This window comes from Phycisphaerae bacterium (assembly GCA_019636475.1).
Classification (GTDB): Bacteria; Planctomycetota; Phycisphaerae; order UBA1845; family UTPLA1; genus JADJRI01.
In genome coordinates, this window is sequence record JAHBXN010000002.1 from 243252 (window position 1) to 263843 (window position 20592).

At 61.7% G+C, this 20592-nt stretch carries 12 protein-coding genes; 2 read left to right on the forward strand and 10 right to left on the reverse strand.

The features are described 5' to 3' along the window. Nucleotides 1-80: 80 nt before the first annotated feature. The 10 genes from KF841_04090 to KF841_04135 all read right to left on the reverse strand — a co-directional run bounded on the left by KF841_04090 (nucleotide 81) and on the right by KF841_04135 (nucleotide 17892). Nucleotides 81-3899 carry a hypothetical protein gene (locus KF841_04090; GenBank protein MBX3394529.1) on the reverse strand — a complete coding sequence of 1273 codons (3819 nt, stop codon included), beginning with the start codon at nucleotides 3897-3899 and terminating at the stop codon, nucleotides 81-83. Nucleotides 3900-3958: 59 nt separating this feature from the next. Beyond that, on the reverse strand, nucleotides 3959-4459 hold the full coding sequence (locus KF841_04095; GenBank protein MBX3394530.1) for an HAD hydrolase family protein: 501 nt from the start codon (nucleotides 4457-4459) through the stop codon (nucleotides 3959-3961). Nucleotides 4460-4574: 115 nt separating this feature from the next. Then, the gene (locus tag KF841_04100; GenBank protein MBX3394531.1) at nucleotides 4575-5804 is read right to left on the reverse strand and encodes an NPCBM/NEW2 domain-containing protein; all 1230 of its coding nucleotides are present in this window, start codon (nucleotides 5802-5804) and stop codon (nucleotides 4575-4577) included. Between the two features lie 21 nt (nucleotides 5805-5825). Beyond that, nucleotides 5826-6893 carry a terpene cyclase/mutase family protein gene (locus tag KF841_04105; protein MBX3394532.1) on the reverse strand — a complete coding sequence of 356 codons (1068 nt, stop codon included), beginning with the start codon at nucleotides 6891-6893 and terminating at the stop codon, nucleotides 5826-5828. Between the two features lie 89 nt (nucleotides 6894-6982). Beyond that, nucleotides 6983-7657, reverse strand: coding sequence for a hypothetical protein (locus KF841_04110; GenBank protein MBX3394533.1), 675 nt, complete (start codon nucleotides 7655-7657; stop codon nucleotides 6983-6985). Next, on the reverse strand, nucleotides 7658-11203 hold the full coding sequence (locus KF841_04115) for a hypothetical protein (GenBank protein MBX3394534.1): 3546 nt from the start codon (nucleotides 11201-11203) through the stop codon (nucleotides 7658-7660). A gap of 29 nt (nucleotides 11204-11232) precedes the next feature. Then, nucleotides 11233-13629, reverse strand: a complete 2397-nt coding sequence (locus KF841_04120) for a hypothetical protein (protein ID MBX3394535.1) — start codon at nucleotides 13627-13629, stop codon at nucleotides 11233-11235. Next, nucleotides 13626-15875 (reverse strand): BatA domain-containing protein, encoded by a 2250-nt coding sequence (locus KF841_04125; GenBank protein ID MBX3394536.1) that lies wholly within the window; start codon nucleotides 15873-15875, stop codon nucleotides 13626-13628. The genes KF841_04120 and KF841_04125 overlap by 4 nt, the downstream gene beginning before the upstream one ends. A 41-nt stretch (nucleotides 15876-15916) precedes the next feature. Next, on the reverse strand, nucleotides 15917-16837 hold the full coding sequence (locus tag KF841_04130; protein MBX3394537.1) for a DUF58 domain-containing protein: 921 nt from the start codon (nucleotides 16835-16837) through the stop codon (nucleotides 15917-15919). Nucleotides 16838-16854: 17 nt separating this feature from the next. Beyond that, on the reverse strand, nucleotides 16855-17892 hold the full coding sequence (locus KF841_04135) for a MoxR family ATPase (protein ID MBX3394538.1): 1038 nt from the start codon (nucleotides 17890-17892) through the stop codon (nucleotides 16855-16857). Between the two features lie 294 nt (nucleotides 17893-18186). On the opposite strand from KF841_04135, the gene KF841_04140 reads away from it, so the two are divergent. Together KF841_04140 and KF841_04145 are read left to right on the forward strand one after the other, a co-directional pair. Next, nucleotides 18187-19266, forward strand: coding sequence for a hypothetical protein (locus tag KF841_04140; GenBank protein MBX3394539.1), 1080 nt, complete (start codon nucleotides 18187-18189; stop codon nucleotides 19264-19266). A 317-nt stretch (nucleotides 19267-19583) separates the two neighbouring features. Continuing rightward, nucleotides 19584-20567, forward strand: coding sequence for an SDR family oxidoreductase (locus KF841_04145; GenBank protein ID MBX3394540.1), 984 nt, complete (start codon nucleotides 19584-19586; stop codon nucleotides 20565-20567). Nucleotides 20568-20592 lie beyond the last annotated feature (25 nt).

The window sequence follows — 20592 nt, forward strand, 5'->3', positions numbered from 1 at the left end:
TGCTCTCCAGTGGAGGTTATTCGAACCGGCGTCAAACCACTTCGACCGGCAAAACGCGGATTTTTCAGCGCGTTCCGATTCTATCGGCCGCTGGACGTGACCGACGACCTCGGGGATTGAATTGCATTAGTCACCCGGTTCCAGATCAGCAGCGGGCCGCGCCACATGTTGAAACGCCCACCCTCGGCCTGATCGATGATTCTCGCGTCGAGGCCCGGACCGCCCTCCAACCGCACTTCCCCGGTTGCGCGCAGATACTGGAGATACTCACCCATGAGGCTCTTGGTGCCGTCCTGCATGTGAACAGCATCCCGCGCGATCATTCGTTCCAGTTCCGTGGCACGTACGAACTGAGACGAACCTGCCGGGTCGCTCGACGCCTGGGAAGCCTTGCCCGATGCAAATTCCAGCAGCAGATTGCCGCAGGTCAACTCCGCCCGCCGGCCTTCGCCAAGCTTCTGCAGCGCGGCTGCATTCAGATCGAACGCCTCAGCCAGTTCGTCGCGCATCACGACCTGCTGCCCGGACAGGTGCAGCATGCGCACGTTCTTGTCAAAGGACACCAGCGCGCGATCAACAAAAAAGTCCATTGCGTTCCCCCATTCGATCAGCGTCTGACTCGGCCCGTCGCTTCGCACCGAACTCATCATCGGACTGGCGACATGCGACGATCGTCGGCGCTGCACCTTGCCGGATGCGTCCTCGAATTGGTAGTCCTCGATCAGCAGAGTGCCTTCGCACGGGACGGACATCTGCTCTGTCCGAAGGTCCGCCACGATCTGGCGTCCGGCGATTCGAGCCCGGCTCATCAGACGGCCACGAGGAAAATCCGCAGTCGGCGGCCCGAACGTGCTGCTGATTGCCTCCGCGTGCCCCTCCGCCACCACGTATACCGGCCGCTTCTGATCCAGCTTGACCGTGATATTGTCCTTGAATTCCAGTTCGGCGCGGTCATTCCGAATCTCGCCGAGAAACGCAAGCTGATCAAGATAGTTGCGCCCCTTCGGCTTCTTTTCCTTCGCCGGGGCCTTGGCAAGACGAATGGTCAGTTTGTCGCAGTTCAAAGTGAATTCGTCGGTCGAACTCCGGACGTTGTCCACGAAGACGCCGTAGTCCTTCGCTAGACGAAGCTGCATCTGCCCGGTCCAGGTCGTCTTCACCGGCGTCGGTTTCGCCAGGCGACGGCCGCCGAAATCCTCGTATGTGACCATCCAGGCCTTTCCCGAACCGGGAACGTCGACACTCTGTTTGTCCGCGTCGATCTCGATCTGATGGCCGTGAATCGCCATGTCTCCGAAGCGCGCCTTTGCAAAGATCTCCGGCGAGGGGCTGACGATCGATACTCTGACCATCTCCTCGCCGTTGCGAATCGCCGCCTTGAGCGATTCCGCATCGCGAATCCGCATGTTGTGGGCCGGGTCGACGGCCGAGACACGTCCGGTGGCGTCGAGCATCTCAATGCCCAGACGAGCCTTGCCAACGATCGGCGTCTTGCCGTCCGGTGCCATGACGGTCTTGTCGGCAAACTGATTCAGCGTCACCTTCATGACATTCGCTCGAATCTCGCGTTCACCCTGCTTCGCCAGCACCTCGCCGACCGCATCGACCGCGCGGGGCGCGCTGCGACCATCCGGTCCTCGCGCCATCCGAACATCCAGCCGTTCGGCTTCGATTCGATCATCCCCGCGACTGAGCCGAACCTGGCCCGACATATTGAGGTGCTCGATCGCGTCCGACGTATCCGCGCCGTCCGAAGACGCCGGTGTCGCACCAAAAGTTGCAGCCACCTCCTCCGATTCGAGATGCTCGTCGCCGCGGCTGAAGCGCACGTCGCCGTGGAACCACGCCCGCCGCAGGAACTCCTTATCCCGGAGTTCCGATCGGCCCGTCTGCTCGTTGACTCGCTCGACAGAGCGCACGCCCAACTCCAGGTCGACCCCGCGCGACCATCGAATCTCAACCGGCTCGCCCGGCTTTGACAACCGATCCCCCGGCGCATCCTCTTTCACCGAAACCAGCGCCACGGGGCCGGACTCCCCGGCCTTCCGGGGCAACTTCGACGCGCCGGTCTGCCGATCCACCATGAAGCCGGCGCCCTCGACACGCCCCAGGCCGCGCCGCCGATCGAAGAACACCTCGGTCCCGGACAAGCGCCGATCCGCATCGACCGACATCACGACAGGCGCTTCACTGGCACCCAACAGCCATATCTGTTTTCGCTCTCCGCGATAGACCAGCTGCAGGCAATCCGCGCTTCCACGCTCGCTCGTCACAACAACCGGCTCACCGCTGGCGATCGCATCGAATCGATTGCCGCTCTGTTCCCCAGGCGGCACAAAGAGCGGGCGCAATTCCAGGGGACCGTTCCAGGTCAGCACGATTACATCTTCGCCCGCATCGGCCTCAGCCGCGTCTGCGCGGGCGGCTGCCACGTCCTCGCGGCTCGCCACCGCCGGCGTCTCGCCGGCCGGTCCCGAATTGATCGATGCCGTCCCCATTGCATCGCGCTGAAACGAAGGCTCGACGCCAGCCGGGCGATTTGCCTTGATTGCACCGTCTCCCCGTTCCGGTGACATTAGATCGCGCTGCTGCCCTCCAAGATCGAAATGGACCTCCAGTCGCTCCGCGTCCATCCTCCCGACGGCCACGCCGGCGCGGAATTGCTCGACCGCCACCTGATGATTGAACACAACGCGATATGTGTTGATTCGCTTTGCCCCCTTCGGTGACAGCACAGAACCTGTGGAGTCCGAACTGACATTCCTGCGAACATCTGACTCCTTCACCAACGGATCGGCCATGCCACCCCGCGATTCGGATTTGATCGCCTCCAGATCCGCCGCCAGTGCATCCGGTTCGCGGAGGCCTCTTGAATCGTCATCATCGTAAATCGATTGCGCGACGTTAGCCATGAACCGCGCGCCTTCCAGCCGGATCTCCGATGCCGCTTCATCGGCACTCATGGCCTTGACCGAGATCGGCTCATTCGCGCGAGCAAGCGGAACACGTTCGTCCGTGTTCGCCGCGCCCGTTGCGCCGATCGCCGCCTGACCGTGGGTCGCCGCAACGGCGGCACCTTCAGCGCCTTCGGACTCCTCATTCAGCAAGACGGATTTCGACTCTTCGGCATCGCCGCGCCGGCGCTTTCGCTCCTCGCCCGGAAGGCCGAACTCGACAAGATTGGCCCCCCGTCGCAGAGTCATCCTGCCGCCCTGCTCCAGATGAAGAAGTTCGACGCGATTGTCGGTCTGATTCCACTTGACTGTCAGGCCGCTGACATCTTCGATGCGGGCCTCCCGCCCATCCACCACCACGGTGCTGTCGGACAACAGTTCGGCGCGGTCCATATCGAAGCGTGCCGAATCCATCTCAATGCGAATCAACTCGTCCGGATGCTGGTTCATTTCAGCGCGGTCCGGATTCTCCTGCCGCCATGCCGTCGTGGTTCGATCGATAATGACGCGCACATTGCCTCGGAGCACGCCGCGCTGCGCGTCGACGTGGCTCTTGGTTTTCTGGGCGACGGTGACATCGGCCTGGTCCGCGGAGATATAGGTCATCTCGCCCCGCGGCATAAAGATCGTGATGAGCATCTGCTCGACGTGATATTCCGAGTCGTTCTGCGGAAACCACTTCCGGGCCTCGAACGCATACTTCGGGCGACCGGACACTTCATCCAGTACGACGAATCGCGATTCCTCACCGGGGCTGATCGGAACGCGCACGTCTCCGAAGGATTGCGCGCCCTGGGTCGTCGGAACAGAAACGAATTCCCGAACTGCCTCGATCCCCTGACCGTCCGACGTGGTTTCCGTCAGTTGATCGTTCGAGGAGAAGAGGAGATACGCACCGATCGCCATCAATACGGGCGTCGCCGCGAGTAAAATCTTCTTTTGCATTCAAACCTGCTTCTATCAGTGATCGGTCGGGCGCTTTCGCCACGTTTCAATCAGACCGCCTAAAGGTGTTCTCCGACCACGTCAATCCATTTCCCATTCAGACGCAGTAGCCGCTCAACCACCTCCGCAAGGGCTCCTCGGCCGCCGCTTCGCCGCGTCACAAACCGAGCCGCCCTTTTCACGATCGGCAGTGCGTTGGCCACCGCCACCGGATAGCCGCAACGCCGCATCGGGCCGAGATCCATCCAGTCGTCGCCCACGACGCAGACCGAGTCTTCTTCCACCGCGCATTGGCTCAGCATCGCCTCATACGCCGGAAGCTTGTCCGCCACTCCCAGATAGACGGCGTCGATTCCGAGGTCTTTCGCTCGTTTCGTGACGGCCGGGGTATCGCGCCCGCTGACGATTCCAACCAAACCGCCGCACCGCTTCCAAAGCTTGATCGCTGTCCCGTCCTGCACATGAAATGCCTTAAGCTCATTTCCTGCATCAAGATATGGCAATTCGCCCGTCGTCAGCACCCCATCGACGTCGAGCAAGAGGAGGCGAATTTTCGCCAACGGGCTTTCGGACAAAATAGCCGTCACGCACGGAATCTTAGGTCGATCGAACGAACGACACAATCAGGATGTGGCGACTTCGGTCTGTTCACGGGGTTTAGACAGCCGGAACCGATCAGGGCCTCAGGCATGAATTGACGAAATTCACGCGATCATGCACGTCGCCGAACCGGCCAAAGCCCACGTCGATTGAGATTTCGACGTCATCGCCAAGCTCGACGTCGATCCGCCGGGGCCGCTCGCCGTAAAGAAGACCTGACTCCTTGACGATCACCCGCTGCCCGGCGCGGACGACAAAATCAGCATTCGCCTTCGGACCGGCCGAGTCATCGATACCAACCCAGCCGGTCAATCGTCGACAGCCGACCGGAACGCGCCATGTGGCCCGACAGGCCGAATGAAGTCCCAGCCCCCGGGCATATTCCCGTCCACTGAGCTGCAACGTGCCGCCGATTGCATTCTGGTCAATTCCCAGCGGCCACGAGGTATTGAAGAAGGGAATGCTTTCGTATGACACAGGATTCACCTGCGACAACCAAACGCGATCAAGGCGCGCCGACTCAATCGCCAACATTCGATTGACCTCGACCAACACTTCAACGCCGCCGCGCAGTTTCAGCCTGAACGACTTGCCATCGAGATCAATTGATTCACACGCCAGTTCCGCACCCTGGTCCATGCGGACCAGCCAGCCGCCGCGCTCGTTCCTCTCGATGCCAGACCGATCGGATCCGCAGTTCAATGCCATGACGACATCCCACTCGAAGCGTTCCTCCGACTCGCCGTCATCGCCGATGAATGTCACGCCTTCGGCATCAACAGCCGTCAGGATGCCGTACGCATTGTCGCCGTTTTGAAGCCGCACCCGGTCGATCGCGGAATCGGCACCCAACTTCAATTCTTCGGCAGCGGTCGGGACAGGATTCGTGCCGGCGCGCATGACCGATCGGATCGCATCGATCGGCTGCCGGATTCCGCCGACCCCGTCAATCTGAAACAGTATGTGCTCGTCGTCCGCGCCCTCGATCATCGCGCCGAATCGGCTGCCGTCGACCAGCCGCACCTCCCACGCAGCCGCCGAACTCCGCCGCTCAGCGCCAGCCATCTGCACCAGGTCGAGTTCATCGGCGCGCAGAATGACGCGAGAATGATCGGCGATGCGAATTTCAAGTTCCCCCTTCGCCGACCAGCTTACCAGCGAGCCGTCGAACTCTCTGCCGTCGAGTGTCGTCACGATGACAGCGGGCGGATTGACGACGCCACGCGACGATACGTCGGCAGAGTCATTCAACTGAGCCGGCCCCAGGAGGTTAAACATCAGAGTTAGAAGAAGAACTGAGCTCATCGTGACTTTGCTCGCAGCGGTCTACCGCTGAAAGATCGGCAAAGTCTGCTTGGGGATTTGCAAGATAATCAGCGCCATGGCCGTACCGTATTCGCTGCCGGCCTGTCCTCTCCAGGATCCGTCCGTCAGTTGTTTCGAAATCAGTTCGTCGCGAATTGCCGGCCACCAGCGATCCCAGTGCGAGCCGCCAGCCTGAAACATCGCCTGTGCCGCATAATAATGGCCGTAGAAGTAGTGCGTCTGCTCCTCCGTCAACCCCGGGGTGAAGCGTTCGAGGTACGCGATACCTCGCTGAATCGGCGCTGTATCGTACACGCCCGCGTATTGCAGCGCTGCCACCCCGGCCGCCGATCGAGCGAACATGGACCCCGACGAATCGAGCATGTACCGAAAACCACCGTCCGATTCCTGGCTGTCTTGAACATACTTGATGGCCCGGTCGATGGTGCTTTTTGGTACGGCGATTCCGGCATTGCGCGCCGCACGAAGCGCCATGATCTGGCAGATCGTGACGGAGATGTCCGCGTCCGCTCGGACCGGATGATACCGCCATCCGCCCTGCTCGTTCTGCGTTCGAACAATCAGCGCGACGGCCTTCTGAAGTTTCTCGCGAAGTTCCGAACGAGCGGACGTCCCGTACACTTCCGCCAGGAACAACGTCGCGAATCCGTGGCCGTACATTGGACCGTATGAAGTCTCCGCGGTGATCAGGCCGGACTGCTCCGAGCAGGAGTCCAGCACAAATTTCAAGCAAAGATCCACGACGCGTGCATATCGACCGCGGCCGGGCAGGCTTCCTTCCGCGACAAACGCAATCCCGCCCAGTGACGTGATGCCGACATGTCGCCCATACTGCGATTGCCCTCCGAATGAACCATCCGGCAGTTGTTGCTTTTCGAGCCATTCGAGCCCCCGCGCGACGGCGGACTCGAGTTCCGGCGTGGGTTGTTCGATCGTCGTGGTCGTTTCCGAGTCGCCGGCGCCCAGGGATTTTCCGCGATTCGCGTCGGCCGGCTGGGAAGCGGGCGGCGCATCCTCCTCGACGCGCGAGGCGGCTTCACTCCGCGGCCATACGAATACCGGAAGCATGACAGCGACAGCGAGAATCACTCGGCGCATTGAGAGCCCTTTCAATTCAGCGCCCCGACCGCGAACGCAAACGAAACAGAGGCGCACGCCTACTCACGCGATGCTTCCACGGATAAATTTCGGTAATATCGCAGAATCTCATCGCGATACCTGGGCATGAAATCTTCGTCGAACCCTTCCAGCACCGCGTCGCGATCCTGTTCCGGCAGGAACCCCCAGCGCCGCGCCAGATCAGCGCGTTCGGCATCCTTCGCCTGCTTCTCGACGCGACCGTCACTTTTCTCCGTGGTGCCACCGCCCTTCTGATTGGCCGCTCCGTCGGTGGATTTCTCGCGCGACTGCTCGCCTTTCTGCTCCGCTCGCCGCGGCTTCGCCGTCGACCGGCGTCTGGAAGCCTGCTTCGGGGACGATGCCGATTGCTCGGCCGCGGTGATCATCTGATCAATGCCTGCGATTGCGCGCTCCTGAAGCCTCTGTGTCATCGGTCCGGCATCATATTGATCGCGCAGGCGAATCGCGGCGGACTTCATCTGATCCAGCGTGGACTCCACCGAATCACGCGCTGTCGTCCCCCCACCCGACAACTGCTCGACGAGTTCCGGGTCAATCAGATCGTCCGGCTCAACCATCTCATCGGACGACGCCGCCGGCCGGGTCGTCACCGTTGCCGGTGTGTCATCACCGACTGCCGGAAACCATGCGGTCGCTCCGGCCAACCCGGTCACGATGATGAGGCTTCCGACTCGGGTCGTGCGTCGCATCATTCAATCTCCCTTCGCACTATCCACCATCCTCGACGACAGTTCGTACAGGGACCGCTGCTCGTCGCCGATCCGCTGGATTTCTCGAAGTTGTTCCTCACTTCGTTTGAGCGGCTCCGGCAAGGTTTCAGCCAGCGCCCGCGTGCGAGCCTTCAGGTCGACCTGCAACAGCTTCAACACGCGAAGCTCCGCCAGCGGCGGCACCGGCCGGCTCCTCGTTGGTTCGCCGGCGCCCCCGCCGCCACCGCCCTGTTCCGCTTCGACGAATCGATCATTCCGCTTTTCGGGTCGAATCTCCATGACGGCGATCAATCGATCGAGATGTGACAGCACCGCGGACTGCTCGGTCATCGCCGCATGCGACTCGCCGGAGGCCAGCTGCCGAGCCGCGATTCGGATGTGCTCTCCAATCCGATCGCACACCGCGCGGAAGACGATGCTCTCGGTGATTCGTTCCGTGATGCGCTCAAGCGGAGCAGCCAATTCCGCCTGCCGCGAGGCCAGCGCCTTGACCCTGATGCTCTCGACGCGACTGAGTCGCTCGGAGGAACCGGTCCGCGCCGCCACTGTTCCAGTTTCGCGATGCAGTTCGGATTGGGACTCACGCAGTTCAATCAGTGCAACAAGAATGGCATCCATGGCCCGCTCGGCCATCGCGCGTTCAATTCGCTCCTGCATCGCTTGGAGCGACTCCAGCGCATCCATGAGCTGGAACCGGGCGTTTTCCTGCTCCTGTGTCCCCGCTCGAAGCTCGCCCAGATCGAACGCCTTGCCGGCTGTCTCCATGTGAGCGGCGGCCGTGAGCAATGCAAACTTCGCGGACATCGCTTCGTGGTCGACGCCGTTGACCCGGCCTGACACGCCCTCGGCAGTTTGTGCCAGAGTCCTTTGTCGATCGGCGAGGCGCGGAGATTCCAGCGGCTGCGCGCTCTGTTCCGGCAGCGAATGCGCCTGCTCAATCAGCGCCTCCTGCGCGCGAAGCAGCTTTTCGACCGCGCCGGCAAGGTCGGATACGTCGCGCGACAGGTCTGCTAGTTCTCGGTCAATCCTCTGCTCCATCGAAGCCAGCACCCGGCGCAGTCCATCGGCCGCCGAAGCCTGGCTCTCCCGCGCGCCGCGGAGTCGATTTCGTTCGATCTCGGCCGATGCCGAAGCCATGTTTTCAATAATCGCCGACTCCGCCGCCATCGCCGCTGCGCGAATGAGGGTCGTTGCCGACGCGGGATCCGACGTCGCCAACGTCGCTGCGAGTTCATTCAACCCGCGAAAGGCCGCGACTGACTCCGAACGAAGCCGTGATTGTGACGCACCCAGATCGGCCAGTGCGTTCTGCTGGGCCGCGCTCAGTTCTTCGATCGAATTGGACAGGGTCTCGCGTGCCAGCGCACCGCTCTGCCTGATGAGTTCCTCCTGCCGATCGAGCAGATCGCGAATCACTCGCCCGGCATCCGCAAATTCGCTCCAGCGTTGCAGCGCTTCAAGGAAGTCAGCGAATTCCGCCAGCGCCTGCCGCTGCGCCCCGATTGATTCTTCCAGGGCGGCATGCTGCTCTTCGGGACGTCGAGATTCCGACGCACGCTCCGCGGTCGACGCCGCGTCGAGCAGTTGCTCCCGCGACAACCGAGCGATGGACCGGCCCAGGCGCTCCGCCTGAGCCGCAACATCCAGACGCGCTGCCCGGTTTCGGTCGGCACGCCGCGCGACATCCAGCAACTGAGTCGCTGTCTCCGCGCCTGCTTCTGAAATGCGTCGAAGTTCCCGTGACAATTGCGCAGCCCGGTCGCGCTCACGATCAGACATCGCGCGACGAACCGCCGGACCTTCATCGACGGCTACTGATTCCCGTATCGACGCATGCAGGTCGCGGGCCAAACCGCGCAGCCGGGTCGCGGACACATTGACAGATTGACGCAGCAACTCCGCCAAATCAGCCTCCGAGACGATTCGCACCCTGCGCGACGCAGACCGACGCACGTCGTGGCTGAGACCGTCCCGTTTGAATCCGTCTTGCGCCGCGGCCGCGAGAACCACGATGTCGCCTTCCTTCAACGGCGGTTCCATCGTGCGAGGCCGCCATGCTATTGAGCGTTCAGCGACTGGAAGCGCCACGCTGACCACAGCCTCTGCCGCGACCGGAGAATCGGATTTGCCTTCGGCCAGTAGGTCGCAGATCGTGAGCCATTTGTTCTCCTCAACAGCGGCACTAAGTACCAGAGCGGTCAAGCCCAGATCGTCTCGCGCTCGCGCGACGACATTCAGCGCGCCGTGGAGCGTCATCTCGGTATCCGCCGCCGGCTCCAGCAGCTCAACAGTCGGTGGTTCATCGTCTTTCACCACAAGCTCGTGACCGACTTCTGATTGAGACTCAAGCCCCCCTCGATCGATTAACCGAATCCGGAAACCTCCTCCCCGTTTGACTACAAAAGCCGCGCGAAGAATCGGCCTTTGAATTCCCTCGCCAACTTCCGCCAACGAGTCGTCCGCCGCGATGTGCAGCTCAATCGTGTCTCCGCTGTCGAAGACCACGCTGCCACCAATGGTCGGCGCGGAGGAGTCACCCGCCATGCGCGGCGACACCTCGATGGTCGCCCGCGAACCTCGCACGGTCGTCACCGGCTCGGTTCCGAGCACATGGACGACGGCCGCGTCCGAACCGACGTAGTCCGGAGGTTGCACGATGAGCCGCGATTCTTCGGCTTCGGGCCGCCGCGCCACGGCGATGCGCGAGAACCGATCACGCGTGTCGTCGTCTCCCGCGACGAAGGCATATTCAATCGGCGACCAGACGTTATCAAACGTGAATCGAAAGCAGCCGTCGGATTCTCGGCGCATCGGGCTGCGCCGTCGCTCACCGCCGACCGGTCCCCATTCGATAAAGGCACGCAGATACGGGTGGTCGCCGCGTTCGATGGACATGGCCGGCGTAGCGCTTTCACCGAGCGCCGCGGTCATGTCACCTGTCAAAGGGGCGATACGCACGCGCCGCGGCCATTCCGTCGCGAGCCAGGGTGTAAAGACGCGGGATCGCCCCACGTCGGCCAATTCCGGAAGCAGGATGCTCACGCTGATTGTTGCAATCATCAGCAAGAGTGCCGAGCCGACCGACCATGTAGCACGGTTCGCGTTGAGTCCGCGCCTGCGCGTCTGCCACGGACCATGCGACGATGCCTCACTGATCAATTGCTCCCACAACTCCGCTGAACCGCTGCCCCGACCGTCCATGAATTCGACCGCGCCGGCGATCTCGTCACGCTCAACGTCGGTAATCGCGCTCCAGCGTAGTGCGATCTGATCCAGGGGTATCGGCGCGACCAACGGGCGAAGCACGCGCCGCCAAACCGCGAGGGCCATCCAGAGGATACCGCCGGCCAATGCGCCAGCCCGCAGCAACCACGGAAAATTCACCCACCAATCAAGCACGGCCGTCAGCGCAACCGACGGAATCACAACGACGACGATACGGCCCAGCGATTCAAGCGCAAGCAGTGTCCGCAGCCGGCGCCTGACGCCCGCCAGATCTCGCAGAATGTCGCCGTGATCATTGGTCATATCGCGTGATCGGCCGATCGAAGGTCAAATCAGGCCAGGCCCATCGCCTTTCTCGTCACCCATTCGGCCCCGATCAGGAGCGTGAACAGGATGAGCATGAACTTCGTGTCCCAGATGGCTTCCTCGATGTCCGCCGGTATCTGCACGCTTCGATCCGGAATCGCATCGATCATTTCGGATAGATCATCACCAAGCCGTGCGGTGCGCCCACCGCCGGCGTGGGCAAGTCGCATCAGGAATTCGTCGTCCGCTTCCCGGCGGTCCATTTCACGATCGACCGCGCGTACAACGATCAGCCGGGACGGCGCCTCCTGATTTAGAGCCGATCGGAAGTCTTCCGCCTCGACTTTTAGCGTGCCGGTACGGATGGCATTGAAGCTCCCGCGCGCGCGATCGACGCTTCCCTCAACGCGTCTCAGTTCCACGCGCTCGATCGGCGCGCCCGTGTCGTCTGTCACCACCACGCGGGGATAGACCGGGAGCGACGCCTCCTGCGAGTCGCCAGCGAGCAATTCGACCTGGACTTCGCTGCCCAGTTCATAGCGACGGCGGTCTGTTTCGATCCGCCAGCCTCCTTGAGCGCCGAATCGTTTGCCACGCGCCAGCGTTCGGATTACCTGCAGCCAGAAATGCTGATGAAAGGCTTCCCCGCCATACTGCCGCCAACGCCATGCATCATCGCTGCCGAGATAGAATGTCCGCCCCGCGCCGAACCGCCCCAATACCACCAGCGGCATCGATTCGTTCTCCGCCTGTGCCGACGGATGCGTTGCCAGAACCACGGCACCCGGTGCAGCGCCGCGCACCGTCGAATACCAATACCAACCGGCCGTCATCGGCGCATCACGCAAGGAGACGTCGGCATCCGCCAGACGGAAGATGGCGCTGTCGCGTCCCTCCGCTGTCAGCCGAAGTCGAAAAGGCTCCGTCATCTCGCGCCCATAGGATCCATCAAACGTCGGCGACAGTCGGGCCGGCAACAGCCGCTCCAGCTTCGATCGTCGCAATTGCTGCGGCATGTGGCGTTCACCAGCGATAAATGCGAGTCCGCCCCCCTGATTCGACACGAAATCGACCAGCATGGATTCCTGCACCGGACTGATCCAGTCCCCATGCGGGTCGACGTCGCCAAGAATCACCACGTCGTAGCGTCCCAGTTCATCGATGCTCTGTGGAAACCGAGTGATCGGCCGAGTCCCTTCCTGAGCAAAGCCGGCCGTCGCGCTGAGCAGGAGGATCGAGCTGTCGAGCGTCGCCTCGCGAATCAGGAGATTCTTCAAGAAGCGATACTCAAAGCGGGGATCGCCTTCGACATACAGGACAGACACCGTCGCATCGTGGGCCTTGATCGTCAGGTCTGCCTCGTTGTTCTCCACATTCTCTTCGCCCGCGAGAGGCAGCGCCGCCACGGTAAGCGTTCGCAATCCCGGCGCATCGGCCGAGTAAAGCAATTCGCCGCGCCACGTCATCGCGCCGCCGGCGACATCCGCAGCGCGCTCCGCAAAGATCTGGCCGGTCGCCTTGTCTCGCAGTTGCAGCATCACACGCAACGCTTCCACGACACCGCGCAGATCAAGTTGACACTGCACCCTGGCTGCGTCGCGCACAAACACGTCCGAGACTGCCCACACCGACGAGACCTCCACATCAGGACGCGCTCGGCTCGAACCCGCGGCGATCGTATAGATCCCCACGCCGCGGGCCTCGGCCACCGCAAGCGCTGACTCGACCGATTGATTAGCCGACTGACGACCGTCGCTGAGAACAACGACGCCGGCAAGTCGTGTGCTGCGACCGGCGTCCATGACCTGGAGCAGGGATGATGCCAGATCCGTGGCGCCCCGAACGATTGCGGATTGGTCAATCCGCCTGGCCAGTTCGTCCAGCTCGCTCGCATTCCTGGCCCGTCCGACGCGAGTCGCACCGGAGTTGAACGTCCACACATCCAGGTCGTGACGCGAAATCAGACGCGAAGCCAGGCCGCCCTGCGACGAAAACACGCTCTGCACCGCGGCAGACCAGCGACTCGCGGACTCCCGCCCGGCACCGTTTGGCACATCCTCTTTCGCGGGACCGTTCGCCGATTGCGACTGCGGCACATCGGTCGTCAGCATGCTGCCCGACGAATCGATCATCACGGCAACGACCGAACGCTCGACTTCATTCCGCTGCAGGACAATCACCGGCCGGCTCAACATGAACAAAGCCGTCATGATCACGCTGAATCGCAGGAACATCAGTCCCCAGCGCCATCGAGACGCCACGCGCTGGCGGCGATAGAGGCGATAAACGAGTACGGCCGCGACGACCGCGCCGATCAGCATGATCCAAGCAGCCGGCGGTGATTCAAATCGCAATGAGAGCACCGAGTCGCCGTCGAGGCGGACTCGCTCCAGTCCCAGAAGCCATTCAATCGCCGATTTCATGCTCTCGGACCCGCCGCCGTAGCGACAAACGTCTCCGCAAGAACGAACACGACCAGCATATACACCGAATAACCCGCCAGTTCGCTCGGCGCGTTTGTGTCGCTGCGACTGACGATTTCGGCCGGATCTGAAACAATCAGGACGCCCGGGCCGAATGCCGCCATCACGGCATCGTCATCGGCCATACGAAGATCGCTTTCTCCGCTCCGGATATTCACGGCGAACCAGTGTTCACGACCTCCATTGCGCAATCGATACGCACCGGGAAGCGCCGTATCCGAACACACCGCCGCCAGCGAATTTCCAATCACTCCGATCGTCGCATCGACTTGGGCGCCGTCCGGACGAGTGACGCTCATCGACGTTGCTACCGCGCCGCTCAGCGATTGAATGAACGGTTCGCCCGTCTCGATATTCAGCCGCTCGCTCGAGTCGCCAATCGCTTGCGCGACCAGATTGAGGACGAACGGCACGAAATCGGGTCGCGACGGCAGCGACGATTCCGACATGGTCAGTCCCGTTGTCATGATCACGACACGTCCCGCGCCGATCCGTCGGCTGATAACCGCCGGGAGACCGTTCGAGTAGCGAAGCAGCACCTCCGCGGACGACGTCCCGGTGATTGTCGCGCTCTCCCGCGTGGTCGCACCCACCCCCGTCTGCGTGTCTGCGGAATCCCGCGTCAACGGCCAGACGCATCGAACCACCGCCCGCGTCAGTCCACCACCCTCGCGACCGATGAAATCCGAAAACACCTGCTGTCCTGGATCAGGCGCTTCGAAATGTATGTTGCAGGCTTCGAGATCGTCGACGCGCAGAGGGGCGCCGATCTCAAAATCGGGCAGGAACTCAGACCAGCCGGGTGACTCTGCGGCTTCCCGGATGTCCGGCTCCGCCGGCGTCGATGCGGCCGCTCCATGCGACATCGCCCGATCCAGACCTCGATCAAAATCCGCGCCCAGCGCGAGAATCAATCCACCGCCGTCAAATACGAACTTTTTCAAACGGGCCGCACTCCGGACGGTCAATCGAGGAGAGCCGCCCCAGACGATGACGTGATGGGCGCCAAGAATTTCCGAATCCAGTTCGGCCGGCGATACCGTTCGAACCAGAATAGCGCGGTCGCCGGACCCGACGTTGCGCGATTTGAGTGCAACGCGAAGAAAGAAGAGGTCCTGTTCAGAAGCAGCCGCGAAATGATTCGATTCGATCAACAGCACGCGCACGGATTCAGGCACATCCGCGACGCGATGAACCGCATCATCGGCAGAGAGCACATCCTTCTCGTTGTGGACAAGCTCGACGGTCACGAGATGCGGACCCGCGCTTCCGAACGTCAGTTCATACCGCTCATCCACAAATTGGCCGGAAGCCAGACTGGGCACGACGGACTCATGCACCGAGCGGCCGTCGATCGAGACGCGGGCACGGATGTTCTTCGCGTCGCCGGCTCCGTAATTCGTCACGCGATAGCGAATCGGCGTCGGCAGACTACCTCCGGGAATCGGACAATCGAATCGCAAATCTGTCACTGCCACATTCTCGCGACCGGCGGGCCCGACGTTCACAATCACAACGCGATCCGCCTTGAGCCGTCCGATCGCCTGATCCAAAGAGGCCGGCAATTCACCCGCGAGATCGGTGACGAAGTACAAAATGCGGCCCCCCTGCGCCGCGGGCACGCGCGAAAGCGCGTCGAAAATCTGTGCGGCTGCACCGGACAGATCGAGTTGCTCATACGTCACAGTTGCGGCTTCGACTAGCGCAGCCACACTCGACGTGTCCCGTGTCGGGCGATCGGTCAATCCCCGCGCGGGCATCGCCGCCGTCGCGAGGGTCACGCGATCCTGAGGCTGGATATCGGTCAGAATTCTCCTCACCGCGCGCCTGGCGGCTTCGAAGGATGTGGCGCCGTCTTCACGTCGCGCCTGCATGGAAAGACTGTTGTCCAGGATGATCGCATGATCCACCGCCTTGGAAACGGAGGACAATGCGGATGCCGAGGATGAGACGTAGGGGCGCGCGATGGTAACACCGAGTACGATGAGCGCGATCGTACGCAGAACAAGCAGCAGCCAGTGATCCAGTCGAATCCGCCGCTGACTTCGTCGATGAGCCAGCAGGAGGAACTGCGTGGCGGCCCACGGCGCGCGGCGATGCCGACGGCGATTAATCAGATGAATCACCACGGGAATCAGTGAGATCCCCGCGGTCGCCGCCAGAATTCCCGGATGAACAAACCACACAGTCTGACCTCAATCCAAGGCGCCCACGCGCAGAACGGCATTCAACGCCGTCGAAGTCCGCGTTTTTTTCGCATCGCAAGATATGAGCTGAGCACAACGCTCATCCGCTCGCGCGTATTGAGTAGCTCGTAATCGGCTTCCTGAGCGTGGCATCCCTGCCGCACCGTCCGGATGAATTTCCGAACCTCGTCGATATACCGCTCGCGCATCAGGCGTGGCTCGGCGAGAATCGGCCCCGCGCCTTCCAGACCGTCGAACCGCATGGCCTGCTCAAAAGGGAATGTCAACTCCGCGTCATCCATGACATGCAGAACAATCGGCTCGTGGCCCCGATGACGGAGGTGCTTCAGCCCGCGCAGGACGTCCTGCGGATCGCCCAGCAGATCGCTGAGCAGAATAATAAGATGGTGCAGATGCAGGCGCTCGGCGATTTCGTCCAGTACCCCGCGAATCGACGTCCGGCCTGAGCCATCCGCCAGTTCCAGTTCCCGCACGACCAGCCGCCACTTCCCCGGATGATTTGACGACCGGGTGAGCTTTCGCAGCCGAGTGTCGAATGTCGCCAGCGCGACCGAATCGGATTGCTGCAGGGCGAGGTATGCGATGGCCGCGGCGGCCGTCGTGGCATACTCGCGCTTTGACATCGGTGATTGTTCGTGGCGGTAGCCCATCGACTCCGAACAATCCACGACGATCAGCACGCGCAGATTCGTCTCCTGCTCAAACTGCTTGATATAGTGCTTGTCGGTTCGACCATAGACTTTCCAGTCGAGCGTGCGCAGATCATCGCCTTGACAGTATTTTCGATACTCGGCGAACTCCACCGCGATGCCCCGCATCGGCGAATGGTGCATGCCGCTCATGAATCCCTGAACCACAAGGCGGGCGCGCAGATCAAGTCCCTTGACGCGAGCCAGCGCGGTTGGATCGAGATAGGCGCTGTGGTCAGCTGAGCGTATCAAAAATGGAATCCCCCCGTTCAGCCAAGTACTCGCCCCGCACCGATCGCGTCCAACTCCGGCGTTTCAGCGCGGGGTACATCGTCGAGCAGCATGTCGACAATCCGGTCCGGCGTGATGCTGTCCACTTCCGCGTTGAAGTTTGTAACGATGCGATGCCGCAGCACCGGATGCGAGACAGCCCGGACGTCCTCGGTCGACACGGAATATCGACCCTGCAGGATTGCGCGGGCCTTGCCGGCGAGCACAAGATTCTGCGACGCGCGCGGCCCGGCGCCCCAGCTGACATAGTCCTTGATGAAACGCGGCGATGCATCGACCTGCGGACGAGACAGACGTGCCAATCTCATGGCATATTTCATGACGTGGTCGGCGCAGGGCACGCGGCGCACGACCGATTGCAACGCAAGAATGTCCGCGCTGGAGAATATACGCCGAAGTTCCACATTCGTGTCCGATGTCGTCAGTTCAATGATGCGAAGCTCCTCCGCCTCGGTGGGATAGTCCACAAGGACCTTGAACATGAAACGATCCAGTTGCGCCTCCGGCAGCGGATAGGTGCCCTCCTGCTCGATCGGATTCTGAGTCGCCAGCACGAAGAACGGCTGCTGAAGCCGGTGCGTGAAACCGGCGGCCGTGACCTGGCCTTCCTGCATGGCCTCCAGCAACGCAGCCTGCGTCTTTGGGGGCGTCCGGTTGATTTCGTCGGCCAGGATCACATTGGCGAAGATGGGGCCCTGAACGAAGCGGAGCGAGCGAGTCCCCGTCGCCTTGTTCTCTTCGATGATCTCCGTTCCCGTGATGTCGCTCGGCATGAGATCGGGCGTGAACTGAATTCGATTGAAGCTCAGACTCAGAGTGGCCGCCAGCGAGCTGATCGCCCGCGTCTTCGCAAGACCCGGAACGCCCTCCAGGATGCAGTGCCCCCGTGCGAACATGCAGAGCAGCAGTTGCTCGATCACCTCGTGCTGACCGACAATGACCTTGCCCAGTTCCTCGAGGATGATCTTGCGGCTTGCCGCCAATGTCTGGATCGCATCAATTTCGCGACTGCCTATGGCAGCGCCGGGATCGTTCGCTTCAGTTGGCACAATCCGTACTCCTCGGGAGAGCCGTCCATGGGATGGTATGCCGCGGGGCGCGCGGCCCAAAATGGAGCGATCCACTCACTGCTCCTGGATAAATATCGACCGTTATGCGAGCGCCAAGCCACAAGCCGTTTCGACAACTTCACCTACGGATGGACGGCACCACGGAACGCGAAACGATCGACAGCCGCGGGCAAAATTCGCCGATCAGATTGGATGAATTTCCATGCCGGCGAATCCCAATGACGCGGACCTGAGGATGCGATGGCGACTATCGGACACGCGCTGCTGGGACTTTCGATCGGCGAGATTGGCTTGCCTGCCGCGCGCGAAAGCCGATTGCGGTCGGTCTGGTTCGGTTTCGTCGTGGCGATGGCTTACCTGCCGGATCTCGTGGAGTGGGTCGCCCTCTTTGTGCGCAGTGATGAAGCCGACAGGCATTTCGTGTCGAATTCGCTCCCGATCGTGTGCGCGCTGTGCGCAGCCGTGATTTGCATCATGGCGTTAACAACGCGCATTCGCGACTTGCGCTCCTACCTGGCTATGGCATTGGCGATTCTGAGTCACTGGGCACTCGATACGATGGGGGCCCGAAAAATCCTCGCGGCCCTTTACGGTGCCGGCAGGAGCGACCACCTTGCATATCTCGATACCGCGATTGCAGAGTTATGGTTCTATGGGCTGATTTTGCTCATCACGGCGCTCGTCGTCGCCGCAAAAAAACCGGGGTGTCCGCCAAAGGGTGCCAAAGCAGCTTGGGTGATCGGTGTGGCTGCCGTCGCGGCCGCGGCAACGCGGTACACGATACTCTGGGTTCTGGTCTATGCGGTCGCGGCGACTCACGCCATGCTGCTCGGTCGCAATCGGTGGACCTGGCGGATGCTGTGGAACATCGCGCCGATTGCACCGCTGATGGTCATTCCCGTGACGTCGTATCAGGCCAGGCGGCTGACGTTCGAGGCGATCGAGCGCCGCCAAGAGGGCGACCCGGCGGGCGCACTGGCAATTCATGCGCGAGTGATCAAACTGCCCACACGCGATTCGGTCGTCCACAATTACATCGAAATGAGCCGGTGTTTCGAAGCGATGGGCGATCTGAAGCACGCGGAACAAGCGCTGCTCGATGCGGTTCGGATCTCTCGAAACACGAATCCACATGTCCCGAATTTGTGGCTGGCCAAGTTCTACATGTACCGCCCGTTCGAAGGGACGCCATATTATCAGCCACGGAAGGCCGAGCAGATTTTGCGCGAAATTCTGAGGGAAAGCTCCGATCCGGATGATCAGCGTTGGGCCGGCGGCGTCCTTCGGGAATTGCTCTCCCGGAAGGACGAGACCCGGTGATCTAAAATTCGGGTCGGTTGCCGGGTGATCTGAACGGCCGCCCCATCGAAGTGGAACGCCCTGCGCAAGCGGCAAGCACGGCCCTGCGTGGCAGGATCGGCCGATGCGAGAATTGCCACAGTACGGCTTTGCTGTAGGATTACCCAACCGGTTTGCGAGACTTCGAATCGATCCCGAGTGCTCGTCGGACCGATGATGGATACCGATACTACCGGTCTTCGACGGCCTTAGCGACTGATTCGTCGCCCCGTTTCCACGAACCTGACTGCGGTAGGGAGCGGCGGCCAGGAATCGGTCACTTCGGGAGATGGTTTTTCATGAATGTGCTTGTCACCGGCGGCGGCGGCTTTATCGGCTCGCACCTTGTCGAAGGTCTTGTTCGTCGCGGTCATCGGGTTCGCGTGCTGGACAATTTCAGCACCGGTAAGACGTCGAATCTGGCCGCGCTGCGTGATGCGCACGGCGAGCCGATTTTCACGCCGGAAGGCAAAGCACACCGCGCAGAAATTGCCGAACTTCTTGTCGGCGATGCGGCGGATCCGGCGGTATGCCAATCGGCGTGTCGTGGAGTTGACGTCGTGCTGCATCAGGCGGCGGTACCCTCGGTGCCCAAGTCGATCGCCGATCCGGTCACGAGTCACCGCGCAAATATCGAGGCAACATTCCAACTGTTGCTGGCGGCCCGAGGGGCCGGGGTACGGCGGTTCGTCTACGCTGCAAGTAGTTCGGCCTACGGCGAGAGTGAGAAGCTCCCGAAGGAGGAATCAATGCCGTCGAGCCCGTTGAGCCCCTACGCGGTGCAGAAGCTGGCCGGCGAAAACTACTGCCGGGTCTTCTACGGCTGCTACGGTCTTCAGACGCTTTCGATGCGATACTTCAACGTCTTCGGGCCGCGACAGGACCCCAGGAGCCAGTACGCCGCGGCTATTCCGTCGTTCGTGACGTCCGTCCTCCGGGGTGATTCGCCGATTATTTATGGCGACGGCGAACAGACGCGCGACTTCACATACATCGAGAATGTCGTTTCAGCGAACCTGATGGCGATCGACGCAAAGGAGACCCGCGGCGAGTCAATCAATATCGCTTGCGGGGAGCATGTGACCGTCAATGACATCATCGCCCGCATCAATCAAGCGCTGGGCAGGAGCGTGACACCGAAATACGTCCCGCCGCGGCCCGGCGATATCAAGCATTCGTGGGCGGATATCTCCCTGGCCGAGAGAGTCATCGGGTATCGACCGGTCGTTCCGTTCGCTGAGGGACTGCGTCGAACCATCGAGTGGTATTCGTCAAATCAGTAATCCGCCGGCGCGAAAACCGGCGATC

What these genes read in the sequence shown, in the direction of transcription:
- KF841_04110 (MBX3394533.1), bottom strand. Translation starts at nt 7,657, where the DNA reads ATGATGCGACGCACGACCCGAGTCGGAAGCCTCATCATCGTGACCGGG.
- KF841_04115 (MBX3394534.1), bottom strand. Translation starts at nt 11,203, where the DNA reads ATGACCAATGATCACGGCGACATTCTGCGAGATCTGGCGGGCGTCAGG.
- KF841_04100 (MBX3394531.1), bottom strand. Translation starts at nt 5,804, where the DNA reads ATGAGCTCAGTTCTTCTTCTAACTCTGATGTTTAACCTCCTGGGGCCG.
- KF841_04145 (MBX3394540.1), top strand. Translation starts at nt 19,584, where the DNA reads ATGAATGTGCTTGTCACCGGCGGCGGCGGCTTTATCGGCTCGCACCTT.
- KF841_04120 (MBX3394535.1), bottom strand. Translation starts at nt 13,629, where the DNA reads ATGAAATCGGCGATTGAATGGCTTCTGGGACTGGAGCGAGTCCGCCTC.
- KF841_04105 (MBX3394532.1), bottom strand. Translation starts at nt 6,893, where the DNA reads ATGCTTCCGGTATTCGTATGGCCGCGGAGTGAAGCCGCCTCGCGCGTC.
- KF841_04090 (MBX3394529.1), bottom strand. Translation starts at nt 3,899, where the DNA reads ATGCAAAAGAAGATTTTACTCGCGGCGACGCCCGTATTGATGGCGATC.
- KF841_04140 (MBX3394539.1), top strand. Translation starts at nt 18,187, where the DNA reads ATGGCGACTATCGGACACGCGCTGCTGGGACTTTCGATCGGCGAGATT.